10 protein-coding genes and 1 riboswitch are annotated in these 13,267 nt (G+C 42.7%); of the genes, 9 read left to right on the top strand and 1 reads right to left on the bottom strand.

Annotated features, from left to right (window positions below; all coding sequences use genetic code 11):
* The first annotated feature begins 28 nt into the window (after positions 1 to 28).
* The 4 genes from AAGU76_RS07575 to AAGU76_RS07560 all read left to right on the top strand — a co-directional run bounded on the left by AAGU76_RS07575 (position 29) and on the right by AAGU76_RS07560 (position 4,463).
* Complete coding sequence (locus AAGU76_RS07575) at positions 29 to 790, top strand: CpsB/CapC family capsule biosynthesis tyrosine phosphatase (protein WP_342485703.1); 762 nt, start codon at positions 29 to 31, stop codon at positions 788 to 790.
* Between the two features lie 27 nt (positions 791 to 817).
* The gene (locus AAGU76_RS07570; protein ID WP_342484867.1) at positions 818 to 2,599 is read left to right on the top strand and encodes an S-layer homology domain-containing protein; all 1,782 of its coding nucleotides are present in this window, start codon (positions 818 to 820) and stop codon (positions 2,597 to 2,599) included.
* A 61-nt stretch (positions 2,600 to 2,660) separates the two neighbouring features.
* Positions 2,661 to 3,638: an S-layer homology domain-containing protein gene (locus tag AAGU76_RS07565; RefSeq protein WP_342484866.1), complete on the top strand. Its 978-nt coding sequence runs from the start codon at positions 2,661 to 2,663 to the stop codon at positions 3,636 to 3,638.
* A gap of 102 nt (positions 3,639 to 3,740) precedes the next feature.
* The gene (locus tag AAGU76_RS07560) at positions 3,741 to 4,463 is read left to right on the top strand and encodes a hypothetical protein (RefSeq protein WP_342484865.1); all 723 of its coding nucleotides are present in this window, start codon (positions 3,741 to 3,743) and stop codon (positions 4,461 to 4,463) included.
* A gap of 57 nt (positions 4,464 to 4,520) precedes the next feature.
* Here AAGU76_RS07560 and AAGU76_RS07555 read toward each other — a convergent pair whose 3' ends face one another.
* Positions 4,521 to 5,033: a GNAT family N-acetyltransferase gene (locus tag AAGU76_RS07555; protein ID WP_342484864.1), complete on the bottom strand. Its 513-nt coding sequence runs from the start codon at positions 5,031 to 5,033 to the stop codon at positions 4,521 to 4,523.
* A gap of 256 nt (positions 5,034 to 5,289) precedes the next feature.
* A riboswitch (Lysine riboswitch) is annotated at positions 5,290 to 5,466 on the top strand.
* 78 nt (positions 5,467 to 5,544) lie between these two features.
* Between AAGU76_RS07555 and AAGU76_RS07550 the strand changes: the two genes are divergently transcribed.
* The 5 genes from AAGU76_RS07550 (at position 5,545) to AAGU76_RS07530 (ending at position 13,244) form a co-directional block, all read left to right on the top strand.
* Positions 5,545 to 6,840: an FAD-dependent oxidoreductase gene (locus tag AAGU76_RS07550; RefSeq protein WP_342485702.1), complete on the top strand. Its 1,296-nt coding sequence runs from the start codon at positions 5,545 to 5,547 to the stop codon at positions 6,838 to 6,840.
* Between the two features lie 26 nt (positions 6,841 to 6,866).
* Entirely contained in the window at positions 6,867 to 8,243 is a 1,377-nt protein-coding gene (locus tag AAGU76_RS07545; RefSeq protein WP_342484863.1) for a hypothetical protein, read from the top strand.
* Positions 8,244 to 8,354: 111 nt separating this feature from the next.
* Positions 8,355 to 9,680, top strand: coding sequence for a hypothetical protein (locus AAGU76_RS07540; protein WP_342484862.1), 1,326 nt, complete (start codon positions 8,355 to 8,357; stop codon positions 9,678 to 9,680).
* Positions 9,681 to 10,230: 550 nt separating this feature from the next.
* On the top strand, positions 10,231 to 12,264 hold the full coding sequence (locus AAGU76_RS07535) for a TRAP transporter permease (protein WP_342484861.1): 2,034 nt from the start codon (positions 10,231 to 10,233) through the stop codon (positions 12,262 to 12,264).
* A complete protein-coding gene (locus AAGU76_RS07530; RefSeq protein ID WP_342484860.1) occupies positions 12,261 to 13,244 on the top strand; it encodes a TAXI family TRAP transporter solute-binding subunit in 984 nt (327 codons plus the stop codon). Before AAGU76_RS07535 ends, AAGU76_RS07530 begins: the two co-directional genes overlap by 4 nt.
* The last annotated feature ends 23 nt before the right edge of the window (positions 13,245 to 13,267 follow it).

Genomic DNA, 13,267 nt, shown 5'->3' with positions numbered 1-13,267 from the left:
GGGATTGGGGGAATATAAATTGATTGATATGCACAGCCATATTTTATATGGCGTAGACGACGGGGCTACATCCATGGACGAGTCCCTGACTTTGATCAGGTATGAGGCAGGTAAAGGTGTCAGCCATATAATCCTTACACCTCACTTAAAAAGAGGCGGGAAAAACAATTATGAAACAATCACAGACAACTTCAGAACACTTTCAGAAGCGGTTAAAGCCGAAAATCTGAATGTGGAGCTTCACCTTGGCAGTGAGCTGTATCTGGGGAACGATTATTTTGAGGTGCTTTGCGATGAATCAATAATTACCCTGGCAGGCTCAGACTATATTCTCATGGAATTCAGCCTTATAGACATCCCCCGAAACATTCCGGAAATATGCTACGAAGCTAGACTGAAAGGTTACATACCGGTCATTGCCCATGCGGAGAGGTACGAGACGCTGTTTGACAACGAAAGGCTCGTTGGAGACATATTAAATGAAGGAGCCCATTTTCAGGTCAATGCTTCTTCTGTAATCAGCAAGGAAGACAAGGACAGCCACAAGTTTGTGAATTATCTGTTGAAAAACCAGCTGATTAGCTTTGTGGCATCAGACGTCCACCATATGGACAAGAGAGGATTTTATCTGGATGAAGCATACACTTCTGTGGTAAAAACCTGCAGCAAGGGTTATGCCGACAGGATTTTTAAGGAAAACCAGCAAAACATAATATCGAATAAATTTTTTGACAGCCCCAAGCTAGACAGGGGCAGGAAGGGTTTACTGTCAAAACTATTTAATAAATAAAATCTTAATAACGAAAGGGGAATTTGAATGAACAAAATCAAAAAGACTATTGCAATAATATTATGCCTGATCCTGGCAGCAGGAAGCATGGCATTTGCAGAAGAAACACAACAGGCAGGAGCAAAGGATTATGAGGGGCATTGGGCACAAGCAACTATTCAGAAATGGATGGATGCAGGGCGTGTTTCCGGTTATCCTGATGGAAGCTACAAACCGGATGCTAATGTAACAAGAGCCGAATTTGTAAAGCTTGTCAACGGAACTATCGATTACAACGCAGCAGGAGTTTTGTCATACAATGACGTTACAGTCAATGACTGGTTCTATGACTATGTAGGCATTGCCCAGGAAATAGGTTATATATCCGGATATTCGGCTGACAAATTCGGACCGAATGATTACATAACAAGAGAACAGGCTGCTTCAATTTTGGCAAGAATTCAGTATCTAAACGGCAATGCTGCAGCCGCAGGGAAGTTCAATGACAAAAACAGCATATCATCATGGGCTGTTGAAGCTGTGGGAGCTGCATCTGATGCAGGCTTCATATCAGGTTACAGCGACGGAACATTCATGCCGTCAAAGAAACTCACAAGAGCTGAAGCATTGACAATGCTTGATAACATGGTTTCAAAATCGAAGAACGTCGTAATATACAAGGCAGGAACTGAGCTTAAGGACAAGACAGTAGAAGGCGATTTGATTATTACCAAGACTGTTGGCGAAGGAGACGTTCACCTGACAAACATTGTGATGAAGGGCGACATAAGGGTGTTCGGAGGAGGACTCAACTCCATATACTTCAACAATGTCAAGTATGTCAACGTGCTGGTTGAAAAGGACAATGTTAGACTTGTGTTCCCAAGAGGTACTGTGATTATTGCAGGAGAAAATGCTCAGGGAATTATTGCTCAGATTTCCATTACAGGCGACAATGAAGTGACATTTACAGGTAATTTTACAGATATAAAAATTGTAGGTGAAGTAAACATAGCGTTAAATAATGCTGATATAAACAAATTGACTGTCGAAAAGACCATAACCGTTACCGGTACAGGTTCCATAGGAACCCTGCAGGCCAATGCCGACGGAATAAAGTACGCTCCCGCACTGACCATCAATGAAACATTGACAGGAAGCGGAGTCAAAACAGCTCCTGCTCCCATAGCTGAATCAACTGGCGGCGGGGGAGGCGGATTTGCTCCTGATCCTGAAGCAAGAATTTCAATATCCGCATCAATTGACGGTAAATCATACAATCCTTTGATGACAACATCAGCTTATACAGGCAAAAATAATATTTCTTTGTTTTTGAAAAGCGAGATTGTGGATATATTGGGCACTTATAATACCAATATCAATGACATTGCAGGAAAAATCAACAACAGAATAGGCGGCATGACCATAAACGGAATAAGTGTCAACACGGTGGAAGGCCTTGGTAAAATTCAGGATAAACTGGCCGGCACATTCATAGTGAATGGTTTTGACGGAATATTCAGCGAAACGGATTCCACCCTTTCTTTGACTGATATCAAGGCTATTATCAATGCCTATCAGTATGACGATTTAAAAACCTTCAGCTTATTAGATATATCAAAGACTGTTGCTTATAACGGAAATGATGTTGAACCTGTATTTAAGGTTAATGGCGTTACAAAGAACAGGGAAGAAATGAGAAGCTTTCTCATTGATGCAGCTAGATGCACAATAGACAACTTCTTTGCTACCTACGGAACTACCGTTAACATTGAGGCTGTAAGAGGAAGCAGAACTGCTACAGTTACTATCACAAGAATCGATAATTAGGAATGAAAAATATAGGGACGCTTCGGCGTCCTTTCTACAAAAACAGAAACGGGGAACAACAATGAAAAAAACAATCAGATTTTTAAACTTGACGATGATTATAATCCTGCTGTGCGTGCAGCCTGTTTTTGCTGATGAAGCTTCATCGCCGGCATTTTCGGACCTGGATGAAGCTCACTGGGCATACGGCAGTGTTATAAAGCTTTCCCAGGCAGGAATCATAAGCGGATATCCGGATGGAACCTTCAGGCCGGAGGGGTTCATAACAAGAGCTGAGCTTGTTAAGATAACAAACATGGTATATTCATATACAGTGACAGGCGATGAGTTATCCTTTTCTGATATAAGTGCATCCGACTGGTTTTATGGCAATGTGCTGACTGCAAAAGCTGCAGGATACATTGACGGATATCCTGACGGAACGTTCAGACCTAATGACAACATCACGAGGCAGGAGCTGTGCAAGATAATAGATTCAATAAACAGTCTTGTGGAGCTGCCCCTTGACAGTGCCATAGCAGATGAAGTTTCACCATGGGCTGAAGGATTTGTGAGGAGGGTAGTATCAAACAGAATAATGACTGTTGACGGAAACGGAAATTTCAGGGCTGTAGAAAAGGCAACAAGGGCTGAAGTCTGCGATGCACTGGCAAAATTCCTGATTGAAGAGCCTGTGGTTGAGGAACCGGTTTCAGGAGGCTCAGGTGCAGGATCGGGTTCCGGTTCTGAAAGCGGAATTTCTGAAGAAGTGCTTTATGAAACCATGGACAGGGTTATAGATGAACTGAGCATGGATGTTATGAAAAACCTCACTACGGATGCACAGAAGGAAATAGTTGATGATATAATCTACAACATGAACGCTTACCAGGCTGACAATACACACGATTATGAAGCTGCTGCTGAAGCTGCTTATAATAAGTATAAAAAGCTCAGTGAAGATGAACGCGTAGAGTTGAAGTATGAGATACAAATCAGGAATGCCACCAAGGATTTGTTGATACTTCAGGAATTTTTCTTCCCGGATGTGGAATACTAGGAATTAGTGATTGGTGGAGCCTGACATGAACAGTAGGAGGGAGCCCGTAGGTTCACTCTTGATGACACGGTACATTAATAAATTATAATAGAAGGAATACGTATGAAAAAGGTTGTTAAAGTACTTATTGCATTGCTGATTTTAATTGCAGCTGCGGCAGGAGTAGTTGTATATTACTATGGCGACAACATTTCTGCGCTAATAAGCGGAATGAACTCCTCTTCTGAAGATCTGGCTGTTAAAATGAACGAGAACAGAGAAAAACTCAAGACTCAGGTTGAAAAGTACACATCAGTGCAGGTGGCCGACATGAGTGCAGAGGATGAGGAAAAACTTCTGAGCGGAGAGATTTCATTGGAGGATGTGGCTGAGAAATACAACCTTCCCGTGGATTACATGAGGGACGATGATGTGACAGGTATATCCTATAAAAGCACTGCTCCGGTTGCTGTTTCTAAAAACGACAATACAAACGAAATTGATGCAGTCGTAGGGGAAAGCGTCAGCAGGATGTATGCACTTAAAGCAAAGTACGTAAATAAGCTTGGAGAGCTTGAAAGGGCTGTGTTCAAGGAGTACAGCAGTCTGCCCAAAGAAAAACAGAACGATGATGCCAAGTATAAAATTGTTCTGAACAACCTTAACTATGTATCCGAACTTGAAAAAAAGTGTGACGATGAAGTGTCCAATGTACTTGCATCATTACAAACAGAACTTGAAAAGCTGGAAGGGGACACTGAAATAATAGGTATACTGCAGAAAGCCTACCAGGATGAAAAGGAAGTCAAGAAAGCATACTATATGAGTTTGTACAACAAGAACTGATAAAAAAGCCACAGGCTGTCGAACAGCCGGTGGCTTTTTTGCGGCGTGCAGCGCAATTTATAAATTCATATCCCATCGTTCTTCTACCAATTTTTCTGTTCCCCACTCGTTGTTTTCATGGGTCTCGGTTATCCTGAAGCCCTTGGTTTCATACAGGTGTCTCGCAGCGAACAGGGTGCTGAATGTCCACAAAAACACATGCTTGTATCCTTTTTTCCTGCAAAAGTCCATAGCCGAGTCAAAAAGCAGATGACCGGCTCCCTTGCCTCTTAATTCAGGTTCGATCAAGAAAAATCTGAACTGAGCGTTGTTGTCGTCTGCATGCCTTATGGCGGCACTTCCCATAGCAGCTCTGTCATGGTGAAGAATGAGCATGCATTCTTTTTCCTTATCAAAATGATCGATGAAATCATATACGGCATCTTCCACGTATGACTTCCACACATCAGTTGTCAGGCCGTATTCCGTCTCATACATCATGTGATGACCTTTTATTACATAATCAACATCCTCTGAAGTGAAGTTTCTGATTGTCAGACCGCTGTTAATAGTATTCTCATTTTTATCCATGAATTTACCTCCGCCATCAATTGTTATTGCATTAACATGCATCTGCTGCTACATATGATCAGCTGCGATTGTCATTTTACTTATTTTACCTCATAAGGCTTTTATTGTCCAGACTTATTGATGAATGCTTTGCAAGGCTGTCTTTGCATATATAGCAAACTCTTTGTTAATTTAATATTTTAGAAATACTTATAATTTTTATAAATACTATATTGCATAATTCGTCAAACTAAGTTATAATCGTCCTAATTAAATATCAGAGGATAGAGGCGGTCCTGACAAGAGTAGGCAAGTTGAGGTATTAGAGATACCGTGGATTCTTGCTGAAAGGGGAAGGGCCCGAAGGGTGGATTTTTCTCTTGAATCCATTACCTGGTTTCAGAATTAAGAGTTCTGCGACTGTCACCTATTGAGGTGGAGAGCTATCGTTTTGTACAGGCGTTTTTTTGCTATTATTTTTTTGAACAAGGCGATCAGGATTTCTATCGTCTTGTTTTTTATTGTTCTGATAATCAAAATACGGAGGATGAATATGACAAAAGTAATTATTGTTGGAGGCGGCTGGGCAGGATGTGCAGCAGCCATAAGCGCCAGAAAGGCAGGAGCTGAAGTGACTGTTCTGGAAAGAACTGACATGCTTCTGGGCACGGGCCTGGTAGGAGGCATCATGAGAAACAACGGAAGATACACTGCAACCGAGGAAATCATTGCAATGGGATGCGGCGATCTTTTTGAAATCTGTGACAGAAGTTCAAGACATACCAATATAGAGTTCCCGGGACACAAGCATGCGAACCTTTACGATGTGGGTAAAACACCGGGTGAGGTTATGAGACATATGGAGGGCATGGGCATTAAGATATTCTTCAATATGAGAATTAGCGGCATATCAATTGACAACGGAAGAATTCTGGGGGTTCAGGATTCTGAAGGCAACATGTTTGAAGGTGATGTGTTTATAGATGCAACAGGAACTGCGGGACCCATGAACAATTGTATCAAGTACGGCAACGGATGCGCCATGTGCATACTGAGATGCCCGAGCTTCGGAGGAAGAGTGAGTCTGACGGGCCTTGCAGGCATAAAGGAATCCATGGGTGCAAAGCCAGACGGGTCCATAGGTGCAATGAGCGGGTCCTGCAAGCTTTACAAGGAATCACTTTCTGAGGAAATTCAAAAGGACCTCAATGAGAAAGGCGTGGCTGTCATTCCTCTTCCCATGGAGCTTGTTGAAGACCATCTGGGTGTTAAGGCCTGTCAGCAGTATGCACTTCCGGAATTCAGGGACAACATAGTGCTGCTGGATACGGGCCATGCAAAGCTCATGACGCCGTACTACAACCTGGAGACGCTCAGGAAAATTCCGGGTTTTGAAAATGCCAGGTTTGAAGATCCATATGCAGGCGGAAAAGGAAACTCCATGAGATATTTTGCCATGGCACCCAGGGACAACCATCTTAAGGTCGAAGGTGCTGAAAATCTGTTCTGCGGCGGTGAAAAGGCCGGGCTGCTGGTTGGCCACACAGAAGCGATCGTAACGGGAACACTGGCAGGCAATAACAGCGTAAGATATGCCCTTGACATGGAACTAATTTCAATTCCGGAAAAGCTTGCAACAGGCGATGCCATTGCATACGTTAAGGAAAGGATGTCCAAGCCGGAGGGGATGACGAAGAAATATACATTCTCAGGTTCCGTATATTTTGAGAGAATGAAAGAGCTGGGTTTGTACAGTACTGATGCTGCAGAGGTGTCAAAGCGCGTTGAACAGTGCGGCATGAAAGATATATTTGCAAATGCATTATAAAAAATTGACTATAGCGAGGGCTTAAAATGGAACTTGGAATACTTCACTATATTTACATCGGCATGATTCTGGTAATCATGCTGACCATGACTTTAAAAATGGATACTGTCTTGCCTTGCATAATAGGATTGTTTCTGATGGGATTTGCGTCCACAGGCAGCCTGATAGCAGCAATACAGGTTATATTCAATGCCATGATAGCGGCAGGAAAGGAATTTCTGGGCATCATTGTCATAATATCCCTGGTGGTGGCCATGTCAAAGGCCCTCGGAGATATAGGCGCCGATGAGCTGATGCTGAGACCCATAAAAAAGGTAATGATAAACAGGGAGATAGCTTTCTGGATTCTGGGATTCGTAATGATGACCGTGTCATTCATCGTATGGCCGTCACCAGCGGTAGCCCTGGTTGGAGCCATCATGCTTCCTGCAGCGAAAAAAACAGGGCTTCCTGCAGTTTACGCTGCATCTGCAATGAACCTGTTCGGACATGGCATAGCTCTGTCCGGTGACTATTTCATACAGGGAGCACCGGAAATAACCGCGAAGGCAGCCGGACTTTCAAATGCAGGTCCCATAACAAGTGCGAGTCTGCCTCTTTGGATAACCATGAGCACCGTAACGGTAATCACGGCTTTCATAATGATGAAAAGAGATTTGAAAAAATCTGACCAGGGTGAGGCTGCATTAACCGTTGATCATGTGGATTCCAATGCAGCGACAGAGCCGTCTCTCAGTGCAAAATTTGTGGCAATAATCACGCCGTTGGCATTCATCATAGATGCTTTTGTGATGTATAAATTCAAGCTGAGGGGAGGAGACGCCACGGCGCTTGTTGGCGGAACATCTGTCATCATAATGTCTCTGGTGGCTGTAATAGAACATAAGCTAGTTAAATCCTGCGAGAAGGTTACAGAATATATAAAAGACGGATTTATGTTTGGAATAAAGATATTTGCTCCGGTTATTGTAATAGGCGCGTTCTTCTTCCTTGGAAGTGAAGGAACTGCAAAGGAGATACTTGGTCCGGGTGCAACAGGTCTCTTGACGGACATCGGGATGTATCTGGCTGACAGGGTTCCTCTCTCAAAGGCTCCCGTTGTCATCATACAGGCTGTCATCGGCGGAATTACCGGTCTTGACGGTTCAGGATTTTCCGGACTCCCGTTGGTTGGTTCGCTGGCACAGACATTTTCAAGTGCCATCAGCATAAGCAGGGAAGGCCTTGCGGCCCTAGGTCAGATAACTGCCATATGGGTGGGAGGCGGAACCATAATACCATGGGGCGTAATTCCCGTGGCAGCCATCAGCGGAGTGGATCCCGGCAGCCTTGTAAGCAAAAACATAATTCCTGTAGCAGCAGGTTTTCTGGCAACCATCATCGTTGCTATAGTGCTTCTTTAAGTTTATAAGGGTGACAGTGACCGAGTAAATTTTTCGTGTCCATACTTATATACTAACACCACACCATTTTTTAAGAATATATTATTTATATATTAAAATGGAGGTTAGTAAATGAGTGTTAACGGACCTAATGTTACTCGAAGATATCTTAATCCTTTAGATATATATTTATTACCAGGCTACACTATAGAAGTTTTTGCGCAAGGGTTAAATGCACCTGTAAGCATGGTGTTTGATGAAAATGGTGATATTATAGTGGGAGAATCTGGAGAGATAGATGGAAATGCAAGAGTTATGCGACTTGTTGAAAATGGTTATGAAGTTGTAGCAGAAGGCTTTAATGTTCCACTTAGAGGGGTTAATATACTTAATAAAGACATATATGTTTCTCATGATGGAGTGATAACTGTTATTAGAGCTGACGGTGCGAGACGTAACTTATTAACAGGTCTACCAACAAGGGGTGATTATAAAAACAGCCAAGTAGTTTTCGGACCAGATGGAAAAATGTACTTTGGCATTGGTTCTGTAACTAATTCGGGAGTTGTTGGTATGGATAATATTTGGGCTGCTCAGTATCCGCTTTATCATGATTTCCCAGCTGAAGATATTAAGCTGATTGGACAAAATTTTGTAACATATAATTTCTTATCATATTCACCAAGTGATTATGCATTTACCGGAGCCTTTCGCCCATTTGGAATACCAAACAGACCAAATGCAATAGCATACGGAAGTTTAAGGCCAACCAGTAGCATTATGAGAGCAGATTTGGATGGTGCGAATCTTGAGATGTATGCTTGGGGGATAAGACATCCTTATTCACTAAAATTTGACAGATTCAATAGATTGTATACTACGAATAATGCCTATGATGACAGGGGAAGCAGGCCTATTAAAGATGCTCCCGAAGAATTTTTATTAATAATACAAGGAGTTTGGTATGGCTTTCCTGATTATTCTGCAGGATTACCGGTTACATTACCACAATTCAGGCCAGATGTTGGCCCTCAGCCGGAATTCCTGATGGCAGAACACCCTATGATTCCACCAAAGCCTCTGGCTGTGATTGAACCACACTCAGGACTAAAAGGCTTTGATTTTAATTACAATGCTGATTTTGGCCCATATGGAGATGTTTATGTAGCTGAATCGGGTAGTATTTATCCTGTTAGTACAGGCGGATATCCTCTGCCTGGAGTTGGAAGAAGAATTTTAAGAATTAATATGACAGACGGAAGCACAAGTGTTTTTGCCATAAACAGATCTGGCCTCGGAGCCTCGGTTACAGGGGGAGGAGGATTTGAAAGACCTTGGGATGTTGTTTTTGGACCTGATGGAGCAATGTATGTTTTGGACTATGGTAGGTCCAGTCCTACAAATCCAAATCTTATGTTGCCTAATACCGGCGTGATATGGAGAATATCAAAAAACTAAGGGCGATATGGGGTGACAAGTCCAGCTAAGAATTGTCAATAATAAATTTTAAAATATTTAATATATTTGTTAAACAAAAAAAGAATCACTTTAATAAGCCTTTTAACAATCGTCAAAAAAGAGAAAGTAAAAATTTAGAATTAACCTAGAGACCGTTTCAAGTTTTGTGTAAACCCAAAAAACTGACATAATTTTAAAGATGATTTTTACAAGGGCAGAACCCGGAAATAAAATGGGATCTCCCCTTGTTTTGTATATAAAGATAACTTGTCATTTGTCAAGGGGACGATTTGTCAAGGGGACGGAGTTGTTGACACAAATATGACAGGAACCCCGTCCCCACGTCATCCCCCACGTCATCTGCCATTGTCCTGAACAGGCAAACACAAAATTTGTTTTATGCATTTTTGGAATACAAAATGCATACAGCAGGGTGGATAAACTACTAAAGTGCTTGATTTTGCATACTTTTATGTTATAATGGCATAAGCGGCTTTTGCGGCAAAGATTATTAATTTCCAAATTCCTGAATAAATTCGGAGGTGATTATTTGAAGAAGGATGAAAATAATAAAGAGGGAGTAAGCTTAAGAGATTCTCTGGAAGAATTGGTTCCGGAGGAAAAAGAACAGCTTGATATGGAAGCAAGGCAGTTAGTGGAAAAGGTAGATACCGAAAGCAGGGTAAGGGATTATCATGGACTATGGAAAAATATTATCACGGTGCTTTCTGTGCTGTGGGTTGTATTCCAGCTATATTACACAACCATAGGGACCATTGAGGCTATAACATTCAGGGCAATACATGCAGCTATTCTACTGGTATTTTGTTTTTTGCTGTACCCGGCTTTCAGAAAAGAAAACAGAAAGAGAAAACAGCCATCAATATTTGATTTTATTTTAATAGCAGGCACATTGTTTGTGTTTACATATTTTGTTCTCAATTACAACAGAATAGCTTTGACCGGCGGCTTTGTATCGGATTTTGAAAATATTATTGGTTTTATTGCAATCATTCTGGTATTCATAGCGGCAAAAAGAGCAACCGGCGGACTTGTGTGGCTTTCTGCATTGTTCATGGCATATAACTTCCTGGGAAGGATGGTGCCGGGAACATTGGGCCACGGAGGATTCTCCCTGTCCCGAATTATAGGTCATATGTTTTGGGGAAGCCAGGGTATTTTCGGAAGCGGAATTGGTGTTTCGGCAACTTATATATTTGTATTTATAATTTTTGGATCATTCCTGAATCTAAGCGGCTTCAGCCGTCTGGCAAACAACATTTCCCTTGCATTGGTGGGAAGATCGGCAGGAGGACCTGCAAAGGTATCTGTGGTAGTTTCCGGTCTTCTGGGAATGATAAACGGATCTGCTGTTGCCAACGTGGCAACCACGGGAATAATTACTATACCCATGATGAAGGACACAGGCTACAAGGCAGAATTTGCAGGAGCAGTTGAGGCAGCGGCTTCAACAGGGGGGCAATTTCTTCCACCGGTAATGGGTGCTGTTGCTTTCCTCATGGCTGAGTTTTTGGGTGTTTCTTATTCAGTCGTTGTAGCGGCTGCAGTGGTACCTGCTGTACTGTACTATTTCGGAATGCTCATGGCAGTTCATTTTGAAGCAAAGAAACTTGGACTGAAAGGCATTGACAAGGAAAATATTCCTGATGCACTGAAGGTTCTGAAAAATGACGGGCATCTGGTTGCTCCGCTCGTATCGCTTCTCGTTTTTATGGGTATGGGATACACACCGTTGTTTGCCTGCGTTATATCCATATTCGTCACCATAGGCTCAAGCTGGCTGAGAAAACACACTAGAATGGATCTCAAGACTATAATCAAAGCCTGCGAGGATGGTGTCAGAGGAGTCATTAGCGTAGGGGTAAGCTGCGTCATCATCGGCCTTATTGTAGGTACCGTATCCCTTACGGGCCTTGGACTTAAATTCGGTTACATAATGCTGAGGGTTGTTGGACCGGGGGAACTTCTGAAGGCGGGCATCATGGTTGCCATCATGAGCATCGTACTTGGCATGGGTGTACCGGGAATTGCTGCCTACGTAATAGTTACGGCAGTTGCAGTGCCTGTAATGGTTCAGGTTGGTTCACTGCCAATACCGGCGCATCTGTTCTGCCTCATGTATGCATCCTTGTCAAATATTACGCCGCCTGTGGCTATGTCTGTATACGTGGCTTCGGGTATTGCAAAATCAGATTTTACCAAGACTGGAATTTTAGCCTGCCTGGTGGGACTGTCCGGGTTCCTTCTGCCTTTCTTCTTCCTGCTTAACCCTATCCTTTTGTTGGGTGTGGCACCTGAAGGCACCGGAATGCTGCAGATTGTAATTGCCATAATCGGAGCAGCAGTAGGAATAGTATTCCTGTCAGCAGGAACTCAGGGATGGTACCTGAGAAAAAGTGGATTTGTGGAAAGAATTATTTTTATAGCAATAGGGCTGTTGATGATTCATCCGGGGGGCGGCACTGATATTATTGGAGTTGCCATGGTTGCCATCATTACCCTTTATCAGCTGTATTTGAATAATAATGACAAAAAAATTATATTAGAAGGAGAAAAGAAATGAAAAAGTCAGTTGCATTAGTTTTATCTTTGGTTATGGTTATGAGTCTTCTTGCAGGCTGCAGCAACAGCGGCAGCTCATCAGACAAAAAAGAAAATATCTACCTCAAGTTCCCAACAGCTTCCACATCCGGAGCGATTTATCCCATAGGTGCCGCCATGGCTAACCTTTGGACTGAAAAAATAGAAGGATTGACTGTTTCTGCAGAGGCTTCAAACGGCGGTGTTCAGAATCTTGGACTTGTGGCAACCGGAGAAGCTCAGATGGGAGTTGCAGTAACAAGCATACTGAGCGACCAGAAGAACGGAAAAGGTGTATTTGAAGGCAAGCAATACGAAGGAATGAGAATTCTCACAGCGCTGTATTCAAACTACAATCAAGTGGTGGTTTCAAAGGATTCTGGCATTGAAACACTGAAGGACATAAAAGGCAAGGTTTTTGCACCGGGAGCACCGGGAAGCACACCGGAGGTTGAGACAAAACTTCATCTTACGGCAGCAGGCCTTAAGTACCCTGACGATTTTAACGCACAATTTGTAAGCTTTACTGAAGCTATCGACCTCATAAGAAACAAGCAGTTGGACGGCGCTTGGATTCAAGCCGGCATCCCAACATCTGCAGTAACTGAAATTTGTGCAACTGCAGGCGGCAAGCTGATCTCTCTGGACGAAGATGTTATTGAACAGCTCACAAGCGAATATCCGTGGTACAACAAGGACGTCATTCCTGCAGGAACCTATGAGGGACAGACTGAGGACATAGCAACAACCAGCATAGTTATTACCATATTTGTGGATGAGAGTGTGCCTGAAGAAACCGTGTACGAAATGACAAAGGTATTGTGGGAAAACATGGATTCCTTAAAAGGTACCCACAATGCAATAAAGAATTTAGCAATCGAGGATGCCGTTGAAAACCTGGCTGACATTCCATTGCATGACGGAGCAGCTAAATATTACAAAGAAAAGGGCGTTCTGAAATAAAATTTTTCAACAGCAAGGGTGTG

The sequence above is a fragment of the Sedimentibacter sp. genome (genome assembly GCF_038562225.1).
Classification (GTDB): domain Bacteria; phylum Bacillota; class Clostridia; order Tissierellales; family Sedimentibacteraceae; genus Sedimentibacter.
The sequence above is the reverse complement of the archived record's forward strand: the minus strand, read 5'-3'. Positions and strand labels throughout refer to the sequence as shown.